Annotated in this window: 21 protein-coding genes and 1 riboswitch; of the genes, 6 read left to right on the top strand and 15 right to left on the bottom strand. The window is 53.5% G+C overall.

The window, feature by feature from the left end:
- Positions 1-151: 151 nt before the first annotated feature.
- The 9 genes from MKY59_RS03515 to MKY59_RS03475 form a co-directional block, all read right to left on the bottom strand.
- Positions 152-1,705, bottom strand: coding sequence for a response regulator (locus tag MKY59_RS03515; RefSeq protein ID WP_339276013.1), 1,554 nt, complete (start codon positions 1,703-1,705; stop codon positions 152-154).
- A complete protein-coding gene (locus tag MKY59_RS03510; RefSeq protein ID WP_236420812.1) occupies positions 1,680-3,464 on the bottom strand; it encodes a sensor histidine kinase in 1,785 nt (594 codons plus the stop codon). The genes MKY59_RS03515 and MKY59_RS03510 overlap by 26 nt, the downstream gene beginning before the upstream one ends.
- 233 nt (positions 3,465-3,697) lie before the next feature.
- The gene (locus tag MKY59_RS03505; RefSeq protein ID WP_339276011.1) at positions 3,698-5,011 is read right to left on the bottom strand and encodes a stalk domain-containing protein; all 1,314 of its coding nucleotides are present in this window, start codon (positions 5,009-5,011) and stop codon (positions 3,698-3,700) included.
- A gap of 182 nt (positions 5,012-5,193) precedes the next feature.
- A complete protein-coding gene (locus MKY59_RS03500) occupies positions 5,194-5,478 on the bottom strand; it encodes a hypothetical protein (protein ID WP_339276009.1) in 285 nt (94 codons plus the stop codon).
- Between the two features lie 32 nt (positions 5,479-5,510).
- Positions 5,511-6,383, bottom strand: coding sequence for an inositol monophosphatase family protein (locus MKY59_RS03495; protein WP_236420809.1), 873 nt, complete (start codon positions 6,381-6,383; stop codon positions 5,511-5,513).
- A gap of 98 nt (positions 6,384-6,481) precedes the next feature.
- Positions 6,482-7,483 (bottom strand): UV DNA damage repair endonuclease UvsE, encoded by a 1,002-nt coding sequence (gene uvsE / locus MKY59_RS03490; protein WP_339276007.1) that lies wholly within the window; start codon positions 7,481-7,483, stop codon positions 6,482-6,484.
- A 148-nt stretch (positions 7,484-7,631) separates the two neighbouring features.
- The gene (locus tag MKY59_RS03485; protein ID WP_236420807.1) at positions 7,632-7,955 is read right to left on the bottom strand and encodes a hypothetical protein; all 324 of its coding nucleotides are present in this window, start codon (positions 7,953-7,955) and stop codon (positions 7,632-7,634) included.
- Between the two features lie 26 nt (positions 7,956-7,981).
- A complete protein-coding gene (locus tag MKY59_RS03480) occupies positions 7,982-9,082 on the bottom strand; it encodes a D-alanine--D-alanine ligase (RefSeq protein ID WP_339276006.1) in 1,101 nt (366 codons plus the stop codon).
- A 126-nt stretch (positions 9,083-9,208) separates the two neighbouring features.
- A complete protein-coding gene (locus MKY59_RS03475; RefSeq protein WP_339276005.1) occupies positions 9,209-10,210 on the bottom strand; it encodes an amidase domain-containing protein in 1,002 nt (333 codons plus the stop codon).
- Between the two features lie 362 nt (positions 10,211-10,572).
- On the opposite strand from MKY59_RS03475, the gene acnA reads away from it, so the two are divergent.
- Complete coding sequence (gene acnA / locus MKY59_RS03470) at positions 10,573-13,287, top strand: aconitate hydratase AcnA (RefSeq protein WP_236420804.1); 2,715 nt, start codon at positions 10,573-10,575, stop codon at positions 13,285-13,287.
- Positions 13,288-14,099: 812 nt separating this feature from the next.
- Here acnA and MKY59_RS03465 read toward each other — a convergent pair.
- From MKY59_RS03465 to MKY59_RS03450, 4 genes are all read right to left on the bottom strand, one after another.
- Positions 14,100-14,645 carry a VanZ family protein gene (locus MKY59_RS03465; RefSeq protein ID WP_236420801.1) on the bottom strand — a complete coding sequence of 182 codons (546 nt, stop codon included), beginning with the start codon at positions 14,643-14,645 and terminating at the stop codon, positions 14,100-14,102.
- 35 nt (positions 14,646-14,680) lie between these two features.
- The gene (locus tag MKY59_RS03460) at positions 14,681-15,562 is read right to left on the bottom strand and encodes a M15 family metallopeptidase (RefSeq protein ID WP_339276002.1); all 882 of its coding nucleotides are present in this window, start codon (positions 15,560-15,562) and stop codon (positions 14,681-14,683) included.
- A 94-nt stretch (positions 15,563-15,656) separates the two neighbouring features.
- The gene (locus MKY59_RS03455) at positions 15,657-16,754 is read right to left on the bottom strand and encodes a HAMP domain-containing sensor histidine kinase (protein ID WP_236420799.1); all 1,098 of its coding nucleotides are present in this window, start codon (positions 16,752-16,754) and stop codon (positions 15,657-15,659) included.
- Complete coding sequence (locus MKY59_RS03450) at positions 16,747-17,442, bottom strand: response regulator transcription factor (protein WP_236420798.1); 696 nt, start codon at positions 17,440-17,442, stop codon at positions 16,747-16,749. Before MKY59_RS03450 ends, MKY59_RS03455 begins: the two co-directional genes overlap by 8 nt.
- An 83-nt stretch (positions 17,443-17,525) precedes the next feature.
- On the opposite strand from MKY59_RS03450, the gene MKY59_RS03445 reads away from it, so the two are divergent.
- From MKY59_RS03445 to MKY59_RS03430, 4 genes are all read left to right on the top strand, one after another.
- Positions 17,526-18,476, top strand: a complete 951-nt coding sequence (locus MKY59_RS03445) for a YafY family protein (protein WP_339276001.1) — start codon at positions 17,526-17,528, stop codon at positions 18,474-18,476.
- Positions 18,477-18,551: 75 nt separating this feature from the next.
- Positions 18,552-19,340 carry a zinc ribbon domain-containing protein gene (locus MKY59_RS03440; protein WP_339276000.1) on the top strand — a complete coding sequence of 263 codons (789 nt, stop codon included), beginning with the start codon at positions 18,552-18,554 and terminating at the stop codon, positions 19,338-19,340.
- Positions 19,341-19,863: 523 nt separating this feature from the next.
- Positions 19,864-20,031 carry a hypothetical protein gene (locus tag MKY59_RS03435; protein WP_236420795.1) on the top strand — a complete coding sequence of 56 codons (168 nt, stop codon included), beginning with the start codon at positions 19,864-19,866 and terminating at the stop codon, positions 20,029-20,031.
- A 94-nt stretch (positions 20,032-20,125) separates the two neighbouring features.
- Complete coding sequence (locus tag MKY59_RS03430) at positions 20,126-20,818, top strand: hypothetical protein (RefSeq protein WP_339275998.1); 693 nt, start codon at positions 20,126-20,128, stop codon at positions 20,816-20,818.
- A gap of 150 nt (positions 20,819-20,968) precedes the next feature.
- Here the strand turns inward: MKY59_RS03430 and thiC are convergent, their stop codons facing one another.
- Together thiC and MKY59_RS03420 are read right to left on the bottom strand one after the other, a co-directional pair.
- Positions 20,969-22,705 (bottom strand): phosphomethylpyrimidine synthase ThiC, encoded by a 1,737-nt coding sequence (thiC, locus tag MKY59_RS03425; protein WP_339278316.1) that lies wholly within the window; start codon positions 22,703-22,705, stop codon positions 20,969-20,971.
- Between the two features lie 383 nt (positions 22,706-23,088).
- A riboswitch (TPP riboswitch) is annotated at positions 23,089-23,202 on the bottom strand.
- Between the two features lie 127 nt (positions 23,203-23,329).
- Positions 23,330-24,073: an IclR family transcriptional regulator gene (locus MKY59_RS03420; RefSeq protein WP_339275996.1), complete on the bottom strand. Its 744-nt coding sequence runs from the start codon at positions 24,071-24,073 to the stop codon at positions 23,330-23,332.
- Positions 24,074-24,619: 546 nt separating this feature from the next.
- On the opposite strand from MKY59_RS03420, the gene MKY59_RS03415 reads away from it, so the two are divergent.
- Positions 24,620-25,645: an alpha/beta fold hydrolase gene (locus MKY59_RS03415; protein ID WP_236420791.1), complete on the top strand. Its 1,026-nt coding sequence runs from the start codon at positions 24,620-24,622 to the stop codon at positions 25,643-25,645.
- The last annotated feature ends 121 nt before the right edge of the window (positions 25,646-25,766 follow it).

The following is a 25,766-nucleotide window of genomic DNA, read 5'->3' as shown; positions in this document are numbered from 1 at the left end:
CCAACTTGATAAGGTCATTTTCCCAAAAGTACGAACAGAGTTGAATACACAAAACCGTCTTGTTGGTTCAAAAAACAGAGGAGGACGTCCGGCTCCCTCCGGAGCTGTCCGTCCTCCCACAAATGGCCTACATTCGTTTGTTGGCCTCGTGTTAGATGCAAGTTCTCCGAAATTCCGTCGGAGTCATGCCGGTCCATTTTTTGAAGACTTGACTGAAATATTGCGAGTTGCCGCCAAAGCCGAACAGTTCGGCCAGCTCGAATACTTTCACATCTCCGCCCCGGCGGATATGGTCGCATGCCCGTTCAATCCGCAGACGGTTCACATAGTTGGAGAAATTCTCTCCGGTCACTTTTTTGAAAATTTTGCCCAAATAATCCGGGTTCATGTAGAGCATCTGATGCGCCACCCCGTTCAGGGACAGATCAGCTTCGCCGAAGTGGCGGTCTACGATATCCATCATTTTTTCCACAGCAGAGGATTGGCGGCAGATATGGTTTTTGTAATAACCGTTCGTCAGCCTGGCCGCGCTTTCGGCTACAAACCCTTTCAGGCCGGACAATGTATCCACTTCGGGCAAGGATGCCATCCGCTGGGTAAACTCTGCAGCTTCCTCCGGCGGGCACACATGGATCATGGCCGAGTACAGCTGCAGCACGTAAGATCGGGTGACGCCGATTTCGAGCTGGCGACCGGCCAGCAGTTCAAACAGACGCTCCACCTCGGCCTGGACTTCCTCGGTATGGCCCGACTTGATCAGTTGACACAATCGGTCCGCATCCTGTTCGACGTGCAGACCGTCGCCTTCACCGGCCAAATGCAGGTCATCCGTCGTAATCAGCTTGCCTTCCCCCAGAAAAAAGCGATGATTCAGGCATTGCAGCGCTTCGCGGAACAGGCGGCGGGACTCGATCATGCGATCGGCCCCGCTGAGCGCGGCTGTCACTTCCAATTTGTATAACCTTTTGAAGGCGGCACGCACTTCTTCGATGCTGTCCTTCAATGCCTCCAGTCCCTCGGAGTCTTTCAGCAGCAGAAGCAGCTTGCCTTCAATCGTTGTGCTGAGCTGTGCGTGAGGCAGCAGGTCGCTGGCGATGTTTTTAATCGCGAACAGATGGCTATAATCATGCTCATCCACAATCCGGAACAGCAGCAGCCTTACTTGCTGGTCTTCCAGCTTCAGATTGAACAGCTCCTGATAATATTCCAGATCCACAGGGCCATAAGTGCGGTTGGTCATGAATTCCAGCAGAAACTGCTCTTTCACATGCGGCAGCACGCGCTGCAGACGCTGCTCCATCTGGCCGGCCACATGCTCCTTGGCCCGGGCGTCTTGATGCTCCTGGAGAAGCTCCGTCAATGCATCATGGATTTGATTTTCGTTGCAGGGCTTTAGCAGGTAGTGCTTCACCCCGAACTGCATCGCTTTGCGCGCATATTCAAATTCTTTGTATCCTGACAGCATAATGAATCTGACCCCTGGATACTCCTCTGCTGCCTTCTCAATCAGTCCAAGACCGTCCAGTCCCGGCATCGAAATGTCCGTAATGACGATATCCGGTTGGGATCGACCGATTTTGTCCAATGCCTCCACTCCGTTCCTGGCGGTACCCACCAGCTCCGTACCGGCCGCAGCCCAGTCCACGACCTGGGAAATGCCTTCCAGAATTACGCGTTCATCATCTACGAGCATCACTTTGTACATCGTCATCGTCCTCCCTGATCCAAGGTATTCTGATCGATACTACGGTTCCCGAGCCGGGTCTGCTGCTCACGATCATCTCGCCTTCGTCCCCGAAGGTCAGCCTGATCCGTTCCTGAATGTTGGATAATCCGATGCCCTGCCCTCTCGTTTTGATTCGTCCTTCCTGCAGCCGTTCCATGAATTCCGGCGTCATGCCTGGTCCGTCATCCTGCACCTCGATCACGACCTTATCCCCTTCAGCCCTGGCCCTGATCCGGATTTGGCATGGATCAATGCTCGGCTCAAGCGCATAATGGATCGCGTTTTCCACCAGTGGCTGCAGCGTCAGCTTCGGGATCCGGGCCGTGGTCACCTCCGGTGCAATATCCATGTCGAAATCGAGTCTTTCCTCAAATCGCGTTTGCTGGATCGTCACGTAGCTGCGAACGATGTCCAGCTCCTTCTCCAGGGCAATCCACTTCTCCGACATGTTGACCGAGCTGCGCAGCAAAAAGCCGAGCGCTTCGACCATTTCGGAAATTTGCGTCTGTTTCTGCACCTTTGCCATCCAGTTGATGGACTCCAGCGTGTTGTACAAAAAATGGGGATTGATCTGCGCCTGAAGCGCTTTCAATTCCGTTTCGCGAATGACCAGCTGCTTCGCATAATTCTCCTCGATCAGTTCCCGGATGCGCTGCAGCATCATTTTGAACGTTCGGTGCAGAAGCCCGACCTCGTTCTGAGGCGACAAGGGGACGTTTCCCAGAGCGGCTTCCTCCAGTTTATCCAGATCGCCTTTTTCGATGTTCCGCATTTTTTTAATCAGCTGGGCGATCGGTTGGGTAATGCTTCGGGAAAATTTCGCGCCGACCAACAATGCAGTCAGCATAATCACGATAAAAATGACGGTAACCAGCTGTTTAATAAATTGGATCTGCTTGAACATCTGATCGTACGGGGTCATGTACAAATACACCCAGTTCGTATAGGAAGAGTTCGCGCGGGCCACAAAATGCCTTCCCTGCTCGAACGTCGCGATGCCGTAGGGCTGCGTGCGGTTAAGCTCGGCGGCAATTTCTTCCTCGCTCACCGTGGATTCCGTCGGATATATGGCCTCTTTGCCGTCCGTGATCATGAGCTGCGAGTCTTCGGCCGGGTGCTGCATCTGGTCCTGCACGATCCGGTCCAACCGCACGCGAATGATCAGGGTGCCCAGCTTCTCCAGCGTAAACCCGCCGGTGAATGACTTCACCTGTCGTACGGACAGCAGTCTCGCCTGGCGATCTCCCCCCGTGTACCAGGCATTGGAGCCGGCGTGTTTGTCCCCAAGGCTGACAAGCTCTGTTTGCATATCTTTGGAGATGCCCTCCCGGTTTCCTGCCGCCATGATATTGTTGTCGTTATCGATAAACAGCATGGAATAGACGTATTTCTCCGAACCCGCATACGCGACGAGCCGGTTCGTAATTTTTTTGCGCAGCGTATTTCGGGCATACACGGTATCCGCCTTGTCCAGTTGCAGAAGGTACTGCTGCAGTTGTTCATCCGACATCACTTTGAAGGACAGATTGGCGATTTCGCGCAGCTGGTTTTCGATCCCCACCGAAGACATGTTCAGGACCTGGGACGATTTCTCGTAGATCTGGCGGTCATAAATGTTGAATACGTAACTCAGGACGGATACATAGAAGGTGAAGCTGACCAGCATCAAACATCCGATGAGAAGAATCGTTTTGTGGTGAATGGGCAGTGCCGTGAAAGCGTTCTTCATTTGTCTCATTCAAAGCGCTCCTTTGATTGGAGAAGGGTGCAGTGATCTGGCATGTTTTCCGCTTTACTGTAATTTATTTTCATATTTACACATCCATGAGCGAATGACAAGACATAAATAATCAACTTTTTGAGTCTGGCGTACAAAAACGCGTTATTCTCTGTGTGGTCGAAAAATAGACCAACAGCAAAAAATCCATGCCGATTCTAAGATCAACATGGATTTTCCTGCTCTGAGGCCGATTATGGATTCACAAATACCGTTTTCAACTTCGCTACGTATTGCACGTCAAAACCAAGACCTTCGGCAACCATCGCCAGCGGCACGTACGTTTTGGACTCCTTGCCTACCTTGTTCAGGAATGCAGGCGTATCCACCGCAACGGCTGCTCCGTTAACCTGAACGGTGCTCGCGCCGATTTTTACGGCCACCTTACGTTCGCCATATGTAATCGTTGCGGTTGACGTTTTGTTGTCCCACACGGTAGCGGCTCCCACGGCATTCACAATATCCTGGATCGCCACATAGTTTTTGCCGTCGCGATTGATCGGTTTGTACGGGGTATCCAGCAGTTTGCCGCTCACGATAATGTTCATCGGTTGACCCGACGTCGGGGCGGTCAGCTTGGTGTAATCGCCCCAGATCGTTTCGGCGAACACTTTGGCAATGGCTTCATAGCCAAACTGGTTCGGATGGAAATCGCGATCTTTGATCATATGTGTCATCGTGCCTTCACCGCCGACGAATTCCTTGGCAACGTGTGCCACCTTCACATCGATGCCATCGCTGACGGATTGGGCCGCAATCCCATCAATGGTCGTCGTAAAACCGGCAGCCGCCTCCATCAGTTTGGCATACAACGCTTTGCCCCCGATTTCGGGCATCGGCTGATACTGGTCCGCGATCACGATGCGAACATCCGGGTTAAGCGCATGGATATCCTGAATTACCGCATTCACATTGCTGGTATACGCGGCAAGCAGTTCCTTTACTTTGGCCTCCAATTCCTCGTTGTCCAGCTTATCCGCCGTTCCAAGCAGCTCGGAAACGTCGTTGCCGCCAATCGTAATGGCCACGAGATCCGCTTGTGCCAGACTCTCGCGAATGGCAGAAACGTTGGCTCCGATCTGTCCTGCGCGCGGATCAGCCAAGCTCGGTTGAATCGCCTCCGAAGAGATCGTTTGGCCAGCGCGAATCGCGGCAACGAAGTTTTTCAGTCCAGTGCTCTTCAGTCCGGCAATGCCGAAATTGTCGGTCTGCGTACGTCCGTGAAGCAACCCTTGCTCTTGCAGACGTTCCACGTAACCGTATGGAAGGTCTTTCAAATTAGGTTCGTACCCTACCGTAATGGAATCCCCTAATGTGACGATGCGGAAAGGTTCTGCGACCGCAGCAGTGCTGCTTTTTGCGCTTACTGCCTGCCCGGATGCATTCCCGTTCCCATTGGCAGCGGCAGCGTATGCCGGTGCGGAAGAAGAGGAGAAGAGCAGCACCCCTGCCAGCATGCTCGCTGTAATACCGGCGGCCGTGTATCTCCATGTACGTGTATGTTTCATTCTCGGATCCCACTCCTTTTCAGAATAAAGACGTGCCAGGTTGAGGCCATCATGGCCCCATTTTCCAATATATCGATTCTATCATTATTTAATAGTCCTGTCGCCAAAAGCTTAACACGCCAAAGAACAGACTTTCCCATAAGAGAAAGTCTGTCCTTCATGTTGCTTCATTTGAACCAGGCTCAAGAACCCTTCTTGGGCTCCCCCGATGTAGTTCCATGATCGGAATTTCGTTTGCTGCCATCCGCACGTTCCAGGTAACGATCGTAGCGGTCATCCACTTCGCGTGCGATGCTCCGATATTTCAACGTTTCTTCCACGATCGGATCATGTTCCAACTGAATGCGAACCTCATATTTGGGAGGAAGCACCTGACGCTCGCGCTCACGCGTATCGTCGGAATCCTCCATCTCCCCTTCGGTTAACATCTCGCGCAATCGCTGCTCCAGCTCCTTGGATTCATCCATGGCTCTTCGCTCCTTTCTCTTATTCGGTCTAATTATTCCAAACCGGTGGCGCGTGCTTTCTTCAGCACGTCGGTCAATGCATCGTGAATGGCGCCATTGCTGGCCACGACATGACTCACGGACAACTGGTACGGCGTTCCGATCGTATCGCTCACACGGCCGCCGGACTCTTCCACGAGCAGTGCCCCCGCCGCGATGTCCCACGGTTTCAGCCCCACTTCGGTGTACGCGCTGAGACGACCTGCAGCAACGTATGCCAAATGCAGGGCGGCCGATCCGCCGGCGCGCAGGTTGCGTACCTGAGGCGCAAGAGCCTGCACTGCCGCCATGTTCAGCGGCAGCGCAAATGTAGGATCTGCCGGGAAGCCGACGGCAATCAGACTTTGGGCCAGGTTCTGCTCATTCGACACTTTCATGCGGTTACCGTGAACGTAGGCTCCTTTTCCTTTTTCCGCCACGAACATTTCGTCACGGGAGGGATCATAGATCACTCCCACGATCACTTCTCCGCGATGGGCCAAGGCGATGGATACCGAATAGAACGGGAAACCATGCACGAAATTGGTCGTGCCGTCCACCGGATCGACGATCCACAGGTATTCTTCCTCCTGCGCTTCTTTCAATGCTTTGGCCGAAGCCTCCGGTCCCGGTTCAACACCTTCCTCGCCCAAGATGGCATGATCGGGAAAGTGCGTCAGGATCAGCCGGCGAATCATCTGCTCTGCGCCTTTATCCACCTCTGTCACCAAGTCCTGCGGTGAATATTTGGTGCCAGGCTCGGCAACCGTGCCAAGACGGCTCTTGATCCATTCTCCGGCCTTGGATGCGGCGTTGATCGCCACGGCAGTATAGCTCTTGCTTGTCACGACATAAGGCGTTTTTTCCTTCTCATTCAAAGCGTTCACTCTACTTTCTATATCAATCTGCAAACCTATAATAGTCTTGTTAAAAGTATACGCCCCGCAGTTCGCAAAGTTTCTTGCCGCCCAGGCCCCTTTTGGCGTTATGGACGTATGATGACGGTAGACTCGTCCACCCACTCGATCCCCTCTTCCTGAAGGGCTGCCAGCTTCTGCATCAGTTGAAGCAGCGCTTCGTCCTTGCGTTTGGCTTCAATCATGACGTCAAGGGCAGGGGTACGTGCGGCAATATGGCGCAAAAACGTCAGCAAAGGCTCCAACTCCACGCCATCGGCATGGCCGCGCGGGTCCCTCTCGCTCTTGGGACTCGACACGTGGATTTTGGGAGGCAAAGGCCGGTCCGCCGGGGCATCTGCTTGAGCCAGCGGCGTCTGCCACGTCTCCAACACGCCTGGCCACAGCTCCCAAGGCTTCTCGCCCTGGTTGTTCACCCATTGATGATGAATGTCGAGCACCATAGGTACGCCCAGCGTTTGGCAAACGGCAAGTGTCTCGGGAGCATTGAACGTTTTATCGTCGTTCTCAAGCGTGATCCTCTGCCGGATGTCCGGGTCCAACTCCATGAAATGCTGCTTAAAGCGCTCGGCCGACGCAAGTTTGTCCCCGTAAGCGCCGCCGATATGAATGTTGTTTTTGGCGGTTGCATCCAATCCCATGGCCTCAAACATCCGAACATGATGGCGCAGATCGCGAACGGAGTTGCGAAGCACTTCCTTGCGCGGCGTGCTCAGCACCGTAAAATGATCCGGATGAAAGGATACGCGCATGCCGTTCTCCTTCACAAACTCTCCAATGGCAGAGAACTCATGCGTCAGCGCCGGAAACGGGTCCCAGTCGCTCAAATCCTCATGGGTGGCCAGCGGGATCAGCTTGGAGGAGAAACGGTAAACATGAATACGGCTTGCCTTGTTGTGTCTGAGCAAACGCAGCGTATTGTGAAGGTTCTCGGCCGCAATGCGCTCCAGTTTGCGAATCGCTGCTTCCCGGTCCCCGATTTTGTTGAAGCTGGCCATCGTCATCGTGCGGGAAGGGGACGCATTCTCGACGATGACGGACATGGCCACATATCCAAAACGTACAAGCATGCAGCGTCCTTCCTCTCGTTCAGGGGTAAATAACTCAATGGTATGGAAGGCCGTCAATGCCTCCTCTGTATACCTCCAAGTTTTACCCTAAAACGAGGACGCTAATCTCTCCCTTTTCCGGTGATGAAAAAACGGAGTTCATCTACGGCTAGTCCTGAGCGTGCTCCCCGAAAAACATCTCGTCGGCAAGGGCCGTCTGGATACGCGATTCCTCTTCGGTCAGTTTGCGGATCAGCTGCATTTCGACTTCCGTCACTTCCTGGCCCTGAAAGTTGATTTCGGCAATGGAAGCCAAAATTTTGACGATGGCTACGGCCACGTTATCGGGGGTATAGGCGATGACCTTCTGTCCGGTGGGAAATACCCGGAAGCCCTGCTTCACCATTTTGCCGCGGCCGTATTCCAGCAGCTCGAACAGCTCCTGCTCGCTTTTGAATTTGCATACGGAATTGAATTCTGTCTGGAAGCCCATCCCACATTTCTCCTTTTCGGTTGAGGTTATGCGTTCACGCCGCTCTCGAATTGGAGCGCCTGTCTGTTCTTGTAACGTTCAAGGGCAAGCTCGATCATGCGGTCCAGCAGCTCGGCATAGGAAACGCCGGTCTCCCGCCATAACAGTGGATACATGCTATACGGCGTGAATCCGGGCATGGTGTTGACTTCATTGATCAGCAGCGCCCCGTCCGATCGGCGGATGAAAAAGTCCGCGCGGGTGATGCCGCTGCCTTCGATGGCGCGGAACGCCTGCAGTGCCGCTTCGCGGACACGATCGGCAGCTTCCGGATCCAGCGGAGCCGGGATCAGCATCTGCGATTGTCCGTCGATGTATTTGGCGGCATAGTCATAATATTCGCCGGAAGAGACGATTTCCCCTGGCACGGATGCCATCGGTTCGTCATTTCCGAGCACGCTGACTTCTACCTCGCGCGCATCGACGAACTCTTCGATCACCACTTTGGTATCATAACGCAGCGCAAGTTCGACCGCCTTTTTCAGCTCATCGCGGCTGCGCGCTTTGGAGATGCCCACGCTGGAACCCAGGTTCGCCGGTTTGACGAAGCACGGATAACCCAGCTGGTCTTCGACCTGCAGCATCATCTCATGCTCGGACTGTTTCCATTGCGTTGCATTAAAATAGGTAAAGGCACATTGGTCAATGCCGGCTTGCGCAAACAGCTTTTTCATGACCACTTTGTCCATGCCGCCCGCCGAAGCGAGCACGCCAGCCCCCACATAAGGCATATCTGCCATTTCGAACATGCCCTGGATCGTGCCGTCTTCGCCATACGTTCCGTGAAGCAGCGGGAACATGACGTCTATAGTCTCATCTCCTCCGTAAAGGCGTCCGAACAGCGCGTTCAGCGCTTCTTTCGTTCCTCCCGCAGCCTCCTCCAGCTTCAGATCCTCGATTTGTTTGAAAGGCGCGTGCATCACCGGTCCTTTTTTCCATGATCCCTGCTTCGAAATATAGAAAGGAACCAACTCGTATTTTTCATAATCAAACGCGTTCGTTACAGCAAACGCCGTCTGCAGCGAAACCTCGTGCTCTCCCGATTTTCCTCCGTAAACGACGCCAACTGTCAATTTATCCATGCTCATGCGTAACCTCCGATTGTCTGTGCGCGATGCGTTAAGTTTGCATTCCCTGCATCGTTGTTATTCTAATAGATATTTTAAACGGACCTGGATGTTTCCGTCACCGCACCCGCAGCATCTTTTCCCTGCTTAAAATACGCTGTCAATATGGAAAAGCCGATACGTCGTGCGTTCGGTCCAGGCGTAGGAATCCCGGTAATCCCAGAAACGGTGGCGGCTGGCAACCGTATGCGCATTGACCAGCGGCATGCCGCCCGCGTCAAATGCGGTGACGATGGTGCTGTGCTGGTAACGGCCGTCGCCGTCCCAATCATAAAGGACGACGTCCCCGAGCTGCAGCTGTTCGGGACGTTCGACCACCGTTGCGGTCAACCCCCGCGTGCTATGGGTCAAATATCGTTCCAAAGCGTTCGATACCGCCCAACTGTAGCTCCACATTTCCGAGCCGTTGACATAGCCCTTATACCACCAGCCCGATTCCCTTTTACCAGTATAGTTGATGGGTGCTCCCCCTGCAAAGAGACATTGGGACACATAATTGGTGCAATCCACCTCGAACTCTTCATAAGCCGGATTGATTGAATTCCACCATTGGTCGGCATAGGCTACGGCCAGATCCCTCCGATACTCCCGCTGTTTGGTTACGCCCCCTCTGCCTTGTCCCAGCACCTCCCGATTCAATAAGGGGAGATTGAGCGACTGCAAATCGGCATGATGGTAGGGTACCTTATCCCCGACAGGATGGCGTTCCGAAACTTCCCGTTCGACGCGGGCAATTACCCACTTGCCGTTATGCCGCTGAAAGGTCAGCCTCTCCCTTTCGATCCGTTCATCCCGATGGGTAATGCCTTCTTTGGCATAAAACAGCCTGACGTACAGCTGCACATCCACCACGGACTCCTCCGGGCTCTCGGACACCGTGCGCACCAGTTTGGCGCTGGTTTCGCCGCGAAGAGGAACGGCACGGCGCATCCGATACCAATCTTCCAGCCTGGCCATGCGTTCTTCGCGTTCCGCCCTAAATATCGCGTCAATCACGACCTGCTCGCCTTTCAAGGCACGGTGATCGATCTCGCAGCGGTTGTATTCGTTCACGTAAGCATATAAAGCACTCTTCCATTCGCGTTCCAAGCCTAGCCCCCCTTTGGCTGTTCTGCTCCGGGATATGCACCGCCCGGCTTGCACACATACTTTCTTCCATCTATATGAAAGGACGTGTCGTTGTATGTTTGGATCAATGCGAATTCATCGATGGGCAAAGCTCCCAGCCTCCATGCGGAAAACGCATACATTCTTTTTGCGGACCTGATGCTGCGGGCAAAAAGCCCTTTACGTGGAGAGGTGAAAACGGTATACTTAGAACTAAAGTTACGATTTTGAAATTGTGTTTCATCTAATGAAACTACCAACCGGAAACATGGATGGATGAAGGCCTGTTTCCGCTGAATGAACGTTCAACTTCATCGCACCGCACATTTGAAGGAGGTACATGTATGTCAGCCAAGAATCATTTCTCCGCCGCCCGCAGTCTTGAGGTCGGAGGCAAATCTTACCGCTACTACAGTCTCGATGCTCTTCAGGAAAATGGCCACGGCGATCTTTCCAAGCTGCCTTTCTCCATTAAAGTGCTGCTCGAAGCAGCCGTTCGCCAATTCGATGGACGTGCCATTACCGAAGACCATGTCAAACAATTGACCGGCTGGGCAGAAGGCCGTGACAATAATAAGGAAATCCCTTTCATCCCTGCACGGATCGTCCTGCAGGACTTCACCGGCGTGCCGGTGGTCGTGGATCTTGCAGCCATGCGCGACACCGTGAAAAAAGCAGGCGGAGACCCTAAACAAATCAACCCGCTCGTTCCGGTTGACCTCGTCATCGACCACTCCGTCATGGTTGACGCTTTCGGTACGAACGACGCGCTGGACTACAACATTAAAGTCGAGTTCGAGCGCAACGAAGAGCGTTACCGTTTCCTGCGTTGGGCGCAAACGGCATTCAACAACTTCCGTGCCGTTCCACCATCCACAGGGATCGTTCACCAGGTCAACCTGGAGTATCTCGCATCCGTAGCTGCAACGAAAACGGTTGATGGCGAAACGCTTGTATTCCCTGACTCCCTCGTAGGTACGGATTCCCACACCACCATGATCAACGGGCTTGGCGTTGTTGGTTGGGGTGTCGGCGGAATCGAGGCCGAGGCAGGCATGCTGGGCCAACCGCTCTACTTTGTAACACCTGACGTTATCGGGTTCAAACTGACAGGCAGCCTGAGCGAAGGCGCAACGGCAACGGATCTGGCACTGACCGTAACGCAAATGCTGCGTAAAAAAGGCGTTGTCGGCAAATTCGTCGAGTTCTACGGACCTGGTCTTGCCAACATCAGTCTTGCAGACCGTGCAACGGTAGCCAACATGGCACCGGAATACGGCGCAACGATCGGTTTCTTCCCGGTTGACAGCGAAACGCTGAACTACCTGCGCAGCACGGGCCGTTCCGACGAACAGGTTGAACTCGTGGAAGCATACTACAAAGCTCAAGGCATGTTCCGCACGGACAGCACGGCTGATCCTGTGTTTACCGATGTCATCGAGCTCGACCTTGCCTCCGTCGTGCCGAGCCTTGCCGGACCTAAGCGTCCGCAAGACCGCATTGAGCTGACTCAAATGAAGGAAGGCTTCAACAGCATCATCCGCACGCCGATCGACAAAGGCGGATATGGCCTGACCGAAGAGAAGATCGCGCAAAAGGTACCTGTGAAACATCCGGACGGTTCTTCCAGCGAGCTGACTACAGGTGCGGTGGTTATCGCGGCGATCACAAGCTGCACGAACACATCCAACCCTAGCGTTATGCTCGGTGCAGGATTGCTGGCGAAAAAAGCGGTTGAACGCGGCCTGACCAAACCAGGTTACGTAAAAAGCAGCTTGACGCCAGGTTCCCTCGTCGTAACGGAGTATCTGGAAAAAGCGGGCCTGATCGAATACCTCGATAAGCTCGGATTCAACGTTGCCGGATACGGCTGCGCAACTTGCATCGGGAACTCCGGTCCGCTTCCGGACGAAGTCAGCGAAGCGATCGCCGAGAACGACATGACGGTAGCGGCGGTATTGTCCGGCAACCGTAACTTCGAAGGACGCGTTCACGCTCAAGTCAAAGCCAACTATCTGGCTTCGCCGCCGCTTGTTGTAGCTTACGCATTGGCCGGAACGGTGAACATCGACTTCGAAACCGATCCGATCGGTTATGACACAAACAACGAGCCGGTCTTCCTGAAAGATCTGTGGCCTAGCTCCCAGGAAATCAAGGATGCGATCGCAAGCTCCCTGAACGCCGATATGTTCCGCAGCAAATACGAGAACGTATTTACGGCAAACGAGCGCTGGAACCGGATCTCCGTACCGGAAGGCGAATTGTACGAGTGGGACCCGAACTCCACGTACATCCAGAACCCGCCGTTCTTCCAAAATCTTGGCGATACGCTGACCGACATTTCGGATATCCGTTCCGCACGCGTTATGGCATTGCTCGGTGACTCCGTAACGACGGACCACATCTCCCCTGCGGGGAATATCGCTCCATCCAGCCCGGCCGGACTGTATCTGAAAGATCATGGCGTGGAACGCAAAGACTTCAACTCCTACGGCTCTCGCCGTGGTAACCATGAAGTCATGATGCGCGGTACGTTCGCCAACATCCGAATCCGCAACCAGGTTGCTCCTGGAACAGAAGGCGGTATTACGAAATACTTGCCTACGGATGAGGAAATGTCCATCTACGATGCTTCCATGAAGTATCAGGACGAAGGACAGAACCTGATCGTTATCGCAGGTAAAGAGTACGGTACGGGAAGTTCACGCGACTGGGCGGCGAAAGGCACCTTCTTGCTCGGCGTCAAAGCCGTCATCGCTGAGAGCTTTGAGCGTATCCACCGCAGCAACCTGGTGGGCATGGGCGTAATGCCGCTGCAATTCCAAGAAGGCCAAAGCTGGTCCAGCCTCGGTCTGAACGGACGCGAGACATATGACATCACAGGTCTCAGCAATGACGTGAAACCGGGTGAAGAACTGACGGTTAACGTTACCCGCGAAGACGGAACCCAGTTCCACTTCACCGTAATTGCCCGTCTCGACAGCATGGTTGACGTGGATTACTACCATAACGGCGGCATCCTGCAAACAGTGCTGCGTCAAATGATGAAAAAAGGTTAATGCTGTAAAACATTAAGACCTATAAATTTAAGCGCCCCGCTTCGTACAACCATACGAAGCGGGGCGTTTGTTTATGATACTTTGGTGTATCAAAAATGAAAGGTCCAATCGACATGCTCATCATTTGGTGGAGCCTCTATGGAATATAAACCTCTTTGATTGATCTTCTCGACGTTTGCCCAGTCCACAAAATCTTCGGCACCATATACTCGGACGAATCCTGCAAAAGAAATGCTACCATCCCTGCTAACAGCCGCCACGTATTCTAACGAAACCCAGACACCTTATATACACGAATTTTGCTTCCATCCACGTCTAATGAACCTCAGACACCCTATTTCACGTCAAAGCAGCCTTCTGCAAACCACTTCAAGGAAATAACGTGTCTACGATTCGTTAGGTCTGATTTGCTTGCCAATTCACCCCAATAAGCAATCTTCAGGTTCGTTACGTAATCGGCGTTCATACCTGACGTTAGTATGTGGCGTCCATGCGGTGCATCTACCATTTCGCCATATAAGCTGCTCTCTCCTGGAAAAAACAACCACCCCCCCCCTCGCGCAGCCCGACCTTACGGACCTATGCAGAAGGCCAACCATATCAGCTCTAATGTAGTATGACGATGCAGTAGCAGGAAATCCGTCCCCCTGCACCAAAAAGAAGCTCACGCAACACAAGCATGGGCTTCTTTTTGGTATTTAAATATCGTTCAAACATGCGCAAGAGTTCACTTATCCGAAAACAGGTTCAAACTCCTGCACCCAATGTTTTTATGTGTCTGACTTGGCTGTATCGACAAGTCCAATCGCGCCCTATGTTTCCTTGTATTTCTTCGCACCGGCATCAACCTTGCTTAACGAAAGCACAACAGACCCCATTGCCGCAAGCGTTCCGGCAATCATATAACCTGCCGCCCCGCCGAAGCTGTTCAGGATCAGGTCGTCTACGTCGAAAACACCCATGCCTGTCAGCAACTGCGTTACCTCGAACGCCAAACTCAGCAGCAGCGGCAACGTGCAAGCGAGCAGTGCCGTGAACAGCCTTTTCGCGCCCGGCATAAAAGAAAGGAAAATCCCCAGCGGCACAAAAGCCAGGACATTGCCGATCAGATTCAGGGCGGAAGCCGGATGATGCAATGACAGTTGGTGCCATTCCTGCGCGATTTGCCGAAACGGTACCAGATTCATGGACCGGGTGTGCAGCAAATCCGGCCGCCTGACCGTCTCCATAACCTGAACCGCAACATGCTTCAAATCGATCGCCCCTCCTTTGAACAAGATCAGTTTCAGCAATACGACCAGGTACAGAAACAGAGCCGCTCCCCATATGATCTTGATGTGCCATCCTTTTGCGTTCATCTCTGCAACCTCCTTACCTTGCGTTCATGTTAGCTCTACTGCTCTTCGTTGCTGGTCGTCACAATGACGCCATCCATGTTATCCCCCGATATCTCATATTCGCCCTTCTCGGGAATAAATACATTGGCATTTGGCGTGGCAGGATAATACGTTACGCTGTAATGTATGCCATCCAATTCGACCCCAATCCGTTTCTCTTCCCGAAGCAGCTCCAGATACTGCTCCAGCACAAGGTCTTTGTGGTGCATGATCGCGCTATGCGGAAGCCCTACATACCGAAAGTGCCATGGTTCGTATTGAATGCCCGTGATGTTCACCTTATCTTTGGGGTACCGCAGAATGAAGCCGTATTTCCACGCGTTTTCCTGCAGCCAGGCACCCTCCGGCGCTTCACTCATCGCACCCAGCGACGAGCCGATATCCAGCGAAAGGCCCAGGTTATGCTCGCTGTGACCGGCGGGAAGCGCGTAATCGGAACCCTTTTCCGCATAGAGTTGCTGTTGTTTATCGAAATCCCGGTAGCCGCTGCTGATCAGGAAATACCTTACACCCTCTTCTGCGGCTGCTTCAACCATTTGCCGGAACGCCTCTGCCACCTTGCGCGACAGCTGAATGTCCCGATCAAGAATCACGTATCCTCGATCCAAGTCACGCTCGTCCGCCAAACGGACAATATCCTTACGCACGCCTTCGGCATGTACCGGATATTCCTTGTTCACGAGCAGCAAGTCCCCTTGATAAACGTCGTTCCGCAAATCCAGGGTTATCTCCCGTCCAGGAGCACTCCAGCCGTCCACGGCTTCTCCCAGCTCCATGACGGGCACTCCCGTTTGATCCTGGTCGGGCATCGCCACGGAAGAGCGCAGAAAAATATACCCCAGCGCAATCAGGACGATCAAAAAGCCCCACTTTTTCATTACGTTGTTCCCCCTTCTCTCGTAATACCAAGAATAGTGGAAACAATTTAAGAAAAAGTGCGGCAAAAATAAAGTTTTTCTTAAATCGCCGATCTTACTTTAAAACAGGCAAGCGAATTTCGAATGCCGTGTGAATCACATCGCTATGCACGGAGATGACTCCGTCATGCTGTTCCACGATATTTCTGGCGATAAACAGCCCCAGCCCCGTACTGCCCTCCTGCAGCGTTCTCGCCCGATCCCCCCTGTAATACATATCGAAAATATGAGGCAAATCTTCGGGGTGGATGCTGTCCCCATAGTTAACGACCTGAATGACCACCTGCTCGCCTTCCGTACGGCCGCGAATATCTACGTATAATCCGTCCCTGCCGTGGCGGGCAGCATTCATGAGCAAATTTTCGAATACGCGGGCCAGCACTTCTCCGTCCCCATGCACGATCAGATCGGGTTCGATGTCCAGCCTGGAGGTCAGATGATTTTTCTCGAAAACGGGATACATCTCTTCGTTCATTTGACGCAGCAGCTCGCTCAGATCCAGTCTCTGCTTGTTGATCGGCAGCATGCCGTAGTTCATTCGGGTGATCTCGAACAGCCCGTCGATGAGCTTTTCCAAGCGCCGCGATTTGGTGAAAGCAATGGAGGTATAATGTTTGGCCTGCTCCTCCGTCAATTGATCATCCTTCATCAACAGATCCAGATAACCGAGAATGGAAGTCAGCGGAGTCCGCAGGTCATGCGCCAGATTGACCACGAGCTGGTCTTTGCTGCTTTCGGCAAAATCGCCGCGTTCCACGGCATCGCGCAGCTTTTGGCTGGCCAAGTTCACGTCCTCCGCGATTGCCCCGAGCTCGTCTTTGGACGAAATCCGGACGCGATGCTGAAAATCGCCATTGGCCAGATGACGTATTCCCTCCGAAATCTCCTTGAAATGGGAGACGTAAGACCTTGTGAACCAGAAGAAAAACAGAATCGCCAGCGGGATAAACAAAATCATGAAAAAATAAATATCCCCCACGCTTTTCATGAAACGCCGGTAATCGGCCAATGTATCCTCTGCACGGACGCCGGAATAATACCACTGAAGCAGCTTGTACACCCCGTAGGTAATCGCGCCCGAAACAAGCATGCTCCGGCCAAGCAGCATAATCATCGTGGTGCGAAAGCTTCTTTGTTTTTTTTGATTATTCATTAAAGGTGTACCCCACGCCCCAGATCGTTTTGATAAACTTGTTTTTGTCCATCTCTTCGCCGAGTTTTTTGCGCAATGTCCGTATATGCACCATCACCGTGTTGCCGCTCTCGTAATAGGCTTCGCCCCAAACTTGCTCAAAGATGCTTTCCGCGCTGAACACCTGTTTCGGATGGCTGGCGAGCAGATACAGGATGTCGAATTCCTTCGGCGTCAAATCAACCTCTTTGCCATACAGCGTGACGCGGTGCTGATCAGGCATGATGACCAGCCCGCCCATCTCCAATACCGAACGGTTGACGGGTGCAGCCTGGCTGAATTGCAGAAAACGGCGCAGCTGTGAATTCACGCGCGCAACCAATTCCATTGGATTGAAAGGTTTGGTCATATAGTCATCCCCGCCCATGACAAGTCCCGTAATTTTATCCATATCCGATGTTTTGGCGCTTAAAAAAATGATCGGCAAATGATGCTGCTCGCGGATTTTGCGAGTTACCTCATAACCGTCCATGCCGGGCATCATGATATCCAAAATGGCCAAATCGACCGTTTGCGTCTGAATCGCTTGAATGGCACTTTTTCCGTCGAACGCCTTGATCGTGTGGTATCCTTCTTTTTGGAGGTGCAGGGACACCAGGTCCGCAATCTCCACTTCGTCGTCGGCAACCAATATCGTAATCCGCTTCATTGCTTACTCCACTCCATGTATGTGATGCTCAACAATATAACACAACTGGCTGGATCATTGAATCTTCGGAAAGGAAAAGATGTATGAAACTGGATCGACTGTTAGCCATCGTAGTATTGTTAATCAATCGGGGCCGGGTGCAGGCCAAAGACTTGGCCGACACGTTCGAGGTGTCCGTTCGTACGATTTACCGCGACATTGATACGCTGGGCCAGGCAGGCATTCCGGTAGTAACCTATCAGGGAGCGAGCGGGGGCATCGGGCTGGCCGAAGGTTATCGTTTGGACCGGAACGTGCTCACCGATCAGGATCTGGCTTCGATCGTAACCGCGCTGCGGAGCGTCTCGACGGCCCATGCCAGTACGGCACGCGATCTGTTGATGGAGAAGCTGAGCAGCATCGTGCCGGCATCCCGAAACGGGGATTTTCAGGCCAATACGAGCCGGTTCATCGTGGATTATTCCACATGGACTTACTCCGAGGCGCTGCAGCAGAAATTGCGGCATATCGAGCAAGGCATCGACCAGCTGCGTTCCATCACGTTTACATATTGCAGCGCAGAGGGCGTCCATTCGCACAGGACGGTCGATCCCCACACGCTGGTGCTCAAAAGGCATTCCTGGTACCTGTATGCCTTCTGCCATGAACGCGACGATTTTCGCATGTTTAAGCTGGTCCGCATGCGGGATGTCGCGCTGACTGAAGGCCGCTTCGAACGCAGGCCCGTTCAGCCGCAGGACAAACCCTGGCAGCAGGAATGGACCGCTCCGGATAACCAGACGGGGCTCACGCTCCGCTTCCATGCACGGGCACGGCATACCGCCGAAGAATGGTTCGGCATCGAAAACGTCGTTCCGGATGGCCAAGGATACTATATCAGCCAGGTCGCGTTCCCGGAAGACAACTGGTTATATGGCTTCATCCTGAGCTTCGGAGCTGACGTCGAAGTGTTGGAGCCGCCTCACATTCGCGAGCACATACGCCGGATCGCCGTGCAGATCGCCCAAAATTATGCCACCCCCCCGCAAACTTGACAGATAGCTGTCCAGTTCCTCCGTTTATACTTCGGTTATGACTGATCGATAGAAGAAAAACAAGGAGGAACTACAATGAACATGACTGTATGTCAAAGCTGCGGAATGCCGCTCGGCAATGCTGCCCAGTGGGGCACCGAAATGGATGGGAAAAGCACCAGCGAGTATTGCATCTATTGTTATAAGGAGGGGCGTTTCGAGCAGCCGGACATATCGCTGGACGGCATGATTGAGATGTGCACCGCAATTCTCGTTCAGGAAGGCATGGACGAGCCGTCCGCGCGATCGATGCTTCGCCATCAGCTTCCCTTCCTAAAACGATGGAGTGCATCCGCGCAAGCCGGGATGACGTCTGCCGAATTGAAGCAGGAGCATAACGCATCTCCCTCGGCACAGCCTGTCACGTATGTCACCCTGCCAGCGAAACGGTTAGCCGGCGTCACCGCCAGAACCAGCAATGGCGCGGAGATGAGCGGCAAAGGCAGCATACAAGCGCTGTGGGAGCGTTACTGGAGCTTGCCTGACCTTCCTGCTGCCACGACGCCTCGTTATGGCTGCTACACGGATTATGCGGATGGAGTTCTCGGAGAATACACGATTCTGGTTGGACATGAACTGGCACCGGGCGATGCACTGCCGCCCCATCTGGAAGTCATTGAAATCCCGCCCGCGACATACGCTGTATTTGCAACCAGAACAGGCCCCATGGCCGAAGTGGTCAGCGAAGCCTGGGGGGCTGTATGGGCTTGGAACAACCGGGACGAACGCACGTTTACCGGGGACTTCGAGCTGTACGATGAACGCAGTCTCGATCCCCTGAACATGCAGGCGGAACTGTACATCGCCGTCCGGCCACGCTCATAACTTGGCTGCAATATGTTGAACATGCTTGCTGTCGGGAAGGGTCCCGGCAGCTTTTTTTATGTTTGCCCGCCCACCTTGCGTGCGCCTTCCTGCACATCGATGATGCGATTCGGTTTCATTTCCCCTATTCCCTGCCGCCCACTTCTTCCGTTCTTCTGTTATCCGTACTTACAGACCATTGAACCAATTTCGTTCGCTTATCCCCTTCTATGCAACCAGACAAAACGACTTATTTTCGACCCATTTTGGTCTTGCTTGATCGGGACTATCCGCACACCCCCCCGCCCCATGCTCCCATATACCGCCCCTAATATACGGTCCTTTACTCCTGAATATCGCTAAAAATGTTTACAATTTCGAAAATCGGGTTAAAATCACTACATTCCGATTTGGAAAGGTTCATTACACACCCTTGTTTCATCTAACAAGTCATATATGCCTATTTTGCAAACAACAATCAACATGCTCTGAAATCATCATATTTATATTACATATAACCTGTTCTCAAAAAGGAGGAACCCGAATGATCCGCATGCCTATTCAGCAAATGATCCCATACCATCACCAGTATCCGCGAAATGCAGCGGTCAACGCTCCGAAAAAAGAAAACCGGGATACCCAAGAGTTGACCTTCCACGACATTTTGCAGCAAAAAATGGCCAAAAAGAATGCCTCCCCATCCATGCGATAATGCTGTACATTCCCCCTTCCTGTTTCTATAATGGGCTAAAACGTTCGCGGCACCTTCACACGGTTCCCGCAACAATCCTAAAGGGGAATGCCTCATGATGACCATCGCTTGCTTTCATGCCCATTATTCCAATATTGCACTCATCGAGGAGGCGCTGTCTGCCTATGACGTCGAACTGGTGCACTACGTCGATCCGGGACTAGACCGGATCAAAAGCGACGCAGACTTCACCGAAAACACCGTCCGCGACAAAGTAGCCCGCACGATGGAATGGATCGCCCGATGCCATGCCGATGCCATTCTCGTCACCTGCACGCTCTTCACGGCCGTTCTGGACCAGGAGACCCTGCCCGCTTCCATTCCCGTGATCGGCATCGACGATCCCTTGTTATCGATGATGCAGCGCCAGCCGAAGCCCTATTTGCTCGCCTTCACCAACCCATCCACCGTCCAAGGAACGATGGACCGCTTTTTGCGCCATTTACAGCCGGAGGAGGAACATCAAGCGTCAAATCATGCCCTTCAAGCCAAGAGCGTATTGCTGCCAGGCACGTTCGAGCTGATTATGCGCGGAGACCGCGAAGGTTACGCGGCAGCCGTTCAGGCGGGATTGATGCGGCATGCCGAACGATATTCGGGTTGGACGCCGATTGCCGCCCAGTTGTCCATGGCTCCGGCGGCAGCACGGGTAACGATGGCTAGCGGCATAACCGTGCACAGTCCCCTTTCCGTTCTGGCACCGTATTTGCAACGGGAATTGAATATGCAGCTAAAGTCTGGCTTGTGATACATGACATGCAAAAAAGCAGTTCATTCCCCAAGATAGGGAGATGAACTGCTTTTTGCTGTTTTGCTTCTCCTCCTGTCCGTTTTGTTGCGGACAGACAAATAACGCCAATTTAACGGATTCGCGGACAACCGCGCAAGAAGGCCGGCATTATGAGCGCATCCGGTATTCTTCGGCCTTTTCCTGCATGCCTGCGGCAACCGCCTCTTGTTCCGACAATCCCTTCTCCGCGGCAAATGCACGGATATCCTGCGTAATGCGCATGCTGCAGAACTTCGGTCCGCACATCGAGCAGAAATGCGCCTGCTTCGCTCCTTCGGCAGGCAGTGTTTCGTCGTGATAGGACATGGCGCGTTCCGGGTCGAGCGACAGGTTGAACTGGTCGCGCCAGCGGAATTCGAAGCGAGCTTTGGAAAGCGCGTCGTCCCGGCGCTGCGCACGCGGATGGCCTTTGGCCAGATCGGCGGCATGGGCCGCGATTTTGTAGGCGATGACGCCTTCGCGCACATCGTCCTTGTTCGGCAAGCCGAGATGTTCCTTCGGCGTAACGTAACAGAGCATGGATGTGCCGAACCAGCCGATCATGGCCGCCCCGATGGCCGACGTAATATGGTCGTACCCCGGCGCAATGTCCGTGGTCAGCGGGCCGAGCGTGTAGAACGGCGCTTCCTGGCAAATCTCCATTTGCAAGTCCACGTTTTCCTTGATTTTGTGCATCGGCACGTGTCCAGGACCCTCAATCATCACCTGCACGTCATGCTTCCAGGCGATCTGGGTCAATTCCCCCAGCGTCGCGAGTTCCGCCATCTGCGCTTCGTCATTGGCATCATAAATGCTGCCCGGGCGAAGGCCGTCTCCCAGCGAAAAGGCGACGTCATACCGCTTCATGATCTCGCAGATTTCTTCGAAATGGGTGTACAGGAAATTTTCCTGATGATGCGCCAGACACCAGGCCGCCATGATCGATCCGCCCCGTGACACGATGCCCGTCATCCGTTTGGCAGTCATCGGAATATAGCGGAGCAGCACGCCCGCATGAATCGTAAAGTAGTCCACGCCCTGCTCGGCCTGCTCGATCAGCGTGTCGCGGTACAGCTCCCACGTCAGCGCCTCCGCCTCCCCTCCGACCTTTTCCAATGCCTGATAGAGCGGCACCGTGCCGATCGGTACCGGCGAATTGCGGATGATCCATTCGCGGGTGGTGTGAATGTCTTTGCCCGTGGACAGATCCATCACCGTATCCGCTCCCCAACGGACGGCCCAGGTCATCTTCTCGACCTCTTCCTCAATGGAAGACGATACGGCCGAATTGCCGATGTTGGCATTGATTTTGACGTGAAAATGGCGTCCGATCATCATCGGTTCGCTCTCCGGATGATTGATATTGGAAGGCAAAATGGCTCGGCCGCTGGCCAGCTCCTGCCGTACGAATTCAGGCTCCACACCTTCGCGGATGGCCGCGAATTCCATCTCGGGCGTAATGATGCCTCTCCGCGCATAGTGCATCTGCGTCACGCATCGCCCTTCCCGTGCCCGCAGCGGTTTCCCGGTAACGCCGGGATACGTCTCGGCTCCAGCTCTTGTGCTGCCCGGCTTCAAGCCGTTGTCCTCCGGCTTAATCGACCGGCCTTCGTACGACTCAACGTCCTCGCGCTCCGTAATCCACTTCCTGCGCAGCGCGGGCAGGCCCGTCCGGATGTCCACCTCATAATCCGGATCGGTCATCGGACCGCTCGTATCGTACACGCGGAGCGGTTCGTTATGCTCCACCCCTTGGGGAGTGCTTGTGTCATGAAGGGCAATTTCGCGTTCGGGGACCAACAGGTCCGGTCGCGAGCCCTGAATGTATACCTTGCGGCTGCCCGGAAAAGGCCGCAGCCGCCCCATGCTTTCTTTTTCCGTATCCCGATGGTTTTCCTGTCCCGCTGTTTCGTGTCCTGTACTCATCGCTCGTTCTCCTCCTCATGGTATGGTCCGGCATTGCTCATTCTGCGCACCTGTTCATCAGGCCAAGCATGAAGGAAGTACAGCACGGGCGAATTCAAAAACACGGATACAGCTCCAGGGCGGGCGGGAACATGGCAACCATGGCCGCCGCATCACACATCTCCACCTTGTCGGAATGCCACGGAGATGCGGTGATGTCTCGGATACTGCATTAAAAAAGCCGGTTCCCCAAGGGAACCGGCTTTATCCTTCATCGCCAAACGTGCCACGGCAAGTCTACCCACAGGGGAGCTTCACTCAAGGCATATTGACGATGCTCGTCGTTGTTTCGCCGATTACTTCCCTACGCTGGCATGATCCAGATCAGGTGCTAAGGGTCCGGAATCTCATGCGATTCCGTCTCAGTCCGGACAATTCGGACTCCCCCAGTAACGTTTGACGGCTAGCGGCAACTTTGCCGCTGCGTCCTATTCAGTTCAGTCAGCCCATGTCTTGGGCTGTCCATTACAGATTAGCCTAAACATGGCGGAAAAACAACCTTATTTTCCAAAATGCCGTTTCGGATCAGGCCAGCATAAGTCCCATCTGCGCCGCAGCTTCTTTCAGGACCGGAGCATACTCATGGAGCGTCTCCTGGGAAAGGCGGCTGACAGGCCCCGATACGGACAACGCGGCGGCGATCCGGCCATCCCGGCCCATAATGGGCACGGACACCGCCGCAGCCCCCGGTTCGCGCTCTTCGTAACTTGTGGCGTAGCCGGCGTTCCGAATATCCGCCATCTGCGCCAAATACGCCTGCGGATCGATGAATACGGGCCATTCCGGGCCGTTCATCAGTTCTTCCCGGTCTTCCTCGCTTGCAAAAGCCATCAGCACCTTGCTGGAAGCCCCTACGGACAACGGCAGCCTTGCGCCAACGGGAGCCACCCGGCGGATCGCCTGATCGCTCTGTACGGCCTGTATCCGAATCCGTTCGGCACCGTCGCGCAGATACAAGCTCACCGTCTCCCCGAGCCGATCTCTCAGCCGTTCCATCGCCGGCAGCAGCAAAATGGCGGGATCGTCGCTCCGGGACATATGCGCGGATAGTTCCCAAATGCGAATGCCGAGTCTGTATTTCTCGGTCGCCGCATCGCGGATCACAAATCCCCGGTCTTCCAGGGTAGCCATGAGACGATGCACGGTGCTCTTATGCAATCCGATCTGGCTGGCAATTTCGGTCAATCCCAGATCGCTGCGGGTCGTAAAACACAATAATATATCCAGCGCCCGTTCTACAGCCCGGACGGTTAACTTTCGGTCCTCCATGGCAGAATGCCCTCCTCATGTTTCATCACATGAAACTCGGTTACATAAATTATATGAGAAACGATTCCATCTGTAAACCGATGCCCGTTAAATTCGAACCGGAAGAAGTATCGTGGGGTCTAGGTTATCAGACTTCATCCCCTGTATTTTGCACTCAAAGGAAATAATAACCATGCATCTAAAGAACTATATAACAATTAGGTAACAAATACGCCTGAAGAATTGACATTGGCTATGGTGGAACATACGATAATAAAAAAGTCTATTCGCCATCACAAAGAGGAAAAGAACGAGCGTTTCCACATTTTCTCGTTCCTATTGGAATAACTTTCCGAAAGCGAATTCATATTTTCGCTTATGCCTGAATGGTATAAGTATAACCGTCCAACTCTGTTTTTTTCACGGAACCGAACTTGTCATGTCGACATAATCTGACTCTTTCCTCCTCTTCGCCCCAGTAATCCGGCGGCGGGCAGTTTTGGAGAAAATGATCGTCAGTGAGAATTCGTCGTCATCTTTAGCCGATTCAACAAAGGAGGGGCATGTATGTTTCCGACATCCCAGAGCGAGGCCCCGCTGCAAACGAAAGTTTCCGATCTGCCCTCTTCGCTGTCTCCGAGGCTGATCCGGCTTAAACATATTATCGTGGCGTTGCTGCTCTCCGTTGTATTTTTTCTGTTATTTTGCTTCATCGCGCTTCACGGCTACATCGCTTGGGTGCTGTCCAACCCTACGGTAGCCCCCGTCTTTTCCAATCCGATGCAGGCCAAAAACATGAAATACGAAGACATCACGTTCCCGGCCGTCGACGGAAGCCGCATCATGCAAGGCTGGTACATTCCTGCCGACGCCGACGTAAACAAAACGATCATCTTCAGCCATGGATACGGAGCCAACCGGGAGGAAACCTGGGTGCCCATGTACGATTTGGCGCATTATGCCCATCAGCTTGGGTTCAACGTGGTGATGTTCGATTATGGTTTTGCCTCCCAGGTCAACAAAGCCGTCGCTACGGGCGGCAAGGCGGAATCCAAGCAATTGCTCGGAGCGATCCAATTCGCCAAACAGCGCGGCGCCCAGGAAATCGTCGTATGGGGATTTTCGATGGGAGCGGGTACGGCATTGCAGGCAGGGCTGTTAACCCAGGACGTCGACGCCATGATATTGGACAGCACGTTTCTGCTGGAACCGGATACGCTATACCATAATATCCATAATCAAATTGACCTGCCGCGCCAGCCGACGCTGGAAATTTTGAACCTGTTGTTCCCTGTCCTGAATGGCACAGGCTTGCAGCAAATTCCGTACCAAGAAGTCAAAAAGAAGGATTATCCCTTCCCGATCTTCTTCGTTCACGGAACGGAAGACGAGAAGGCGCCTTACCCGATCGCGGAGCTGCTCGCCGCCAACCAGTCGAATGCCAATTCGGAGGAATGGATTGTTGACGGAGCGCACCATGAGCTGATTTTCCGCGAGCATCCAAAAGAATATTTGCGACGCGTCTCCACATTCCTCAGTCATGTCACAAACACCGACGACGATGATGTGCAGAATACCGGCGGCAGCCATTGACGATCAGCGCAACTGAAGCCTATGCATCAGAAACATGGAATTGCATGAAAATTCGAGTCCTCTTGGGTTCCTCTTGAGGGCTCTTTTTTTTCGTATACATAAGACAGCCTGTTATCCGAAT

Origin of the sequence: Paenibacillus sp. FSL W8-0426 (genome assembly GCF_037969725.1) — a bacterium.
Taxonomy (GTDB): domain Bacteria; phylum Bacillota; class Bacilli; order Paenibacillales; family Paenibacillaceae; genus Paenibacillus; species Paenibacillus hubeiensis.
This window is presented reverse-complemented; position numbering and strand designations above follow the sequence as displayed.

Coding starts and splice junctions, on each gene's coding strand:
- MKY59_RS03480 (WP_339276006.1), bottom strand. CDS start 9,082: ATGAGCATGGATAAATTGACAGTTGGCGTCGTTTACGGAGGAAAATCG.
- MKY59_RS03435 (WP_236420795.1), top strand. CDS start 19,864: ATGATCCGCATGCCTATTCAGCAAATGATCCCATACCATCACCAGTAT.
- MKY59_RS03510 (WP_236420812.1), bottom strand. CDS start 3,464: ATGAGACAAATGAAGAACGCTTTCACGGCACTGCCCATTCACCACAAA.
- MKY59_RS03455 (WP_236420799.1), bottom strand. CDS start 16,754: ATGAATAATCAAAAAAAACAAAGAAGCTTTCGCACCACGATGATTATG.
- acnA (WP_236420804.1), top strand. CDS start 10,573: ATGTCAGCCAAGAATCATTTCTCCGCCGCCCGCAGTCTTGAGGTCGGA.
- MKY59_RS03500 (WP_339276009.1), bottom strand. CDS start 5,478: ATGGATGAATCCAAGGAGCTGGAGCAGCGATTGCGCGAGATGTTAACC.
- MKY59_RS03450 (WP_236420798.1), bottom strand. CDS start 17,442: ATGAAGCGGATTACGATATTGGTTGCCGACGACGAAGTGGAGATTGCG.
- uvsE (WP_339276007.1), bottom strand. CDS start 7,483: ATGCTTGTACGTTTTGGATATGTGGCCATGTCCGTCATCGTCGAGAAT.
- MKY59_RS03430 (WP_339275998.1), top strand. CDS start 20,126: ATGATGACCATCGCTTGCTTTCATGCCCATTATTCCAATATTGCACTC.
- MKY59_RS03460 (WP_339276002.1), bottom strand. CDS start 15,562: ATGAAAAAGTGGGGCTTTTTGATCGTCCTGATTGCGCTGGGGTATATT.
- MKY59_RS03440 (WP_339276000.1), top strand. CDS start 18,552: ATGAACATGACTGTATGTCAAAGCTGCGGAATGCCGCTCGGCAATGCT.
- MKY59_RS03420 (WP_339275996.1), bottom strand. CDS start 24,073: ATGGAGGACCGAAAGTTAACCGTCCGGGCTGTAGAACGGGCGCTGGAT.
- MKY59_RS03515 (WP_339276013.1), bottom strand. CDS start 1,705: ATGTACAAAGTGATGCTCGTAGATGATGAACGCGTAATTCTGGAAGGC.
- MKY59_RS03415 (WP_236420791.1), top strand. CDS start 24,620: ATGTTTCCGACATCCCAGAGCGAGGCCCCGCTGCAAACGAAAGTTTCC.
- MKY59_RS03485 (WP_236420807.1), bottom strand. CDS start 7,955: ATGGGCTTCCAGACAGAATTCAATTCCGTATGCAAATTCAAAAGCGAG.
- MKY59_RS03505 (WP_339276011.1), bottom strand. CDS start 5,011: ATGAAACATACACGTACATGGAGATACACGGCCGCCGGTATTACAGCG.
- thiC (WP_339278316.1), bottom strand. CDS start 22,705: ATGGGGCGGCTGCGGCCTTTTCCGGGCAGCCGCAAGGTATACATTCAG.
- MKY59_RS03465 (WP_236420801.1), bottom strand. CDS start 14,645: ATGAACGCAAAAGGATGGCACATCAAGATCATATGGGGAGCGGCTCTG.
- MKY59_RS03445 (WP_339276001.1), top strand. CDS start 17,526: ATGAAACTGGATCGACTGTTAGCCATCGTAGTATTGTTAATCAATCGG.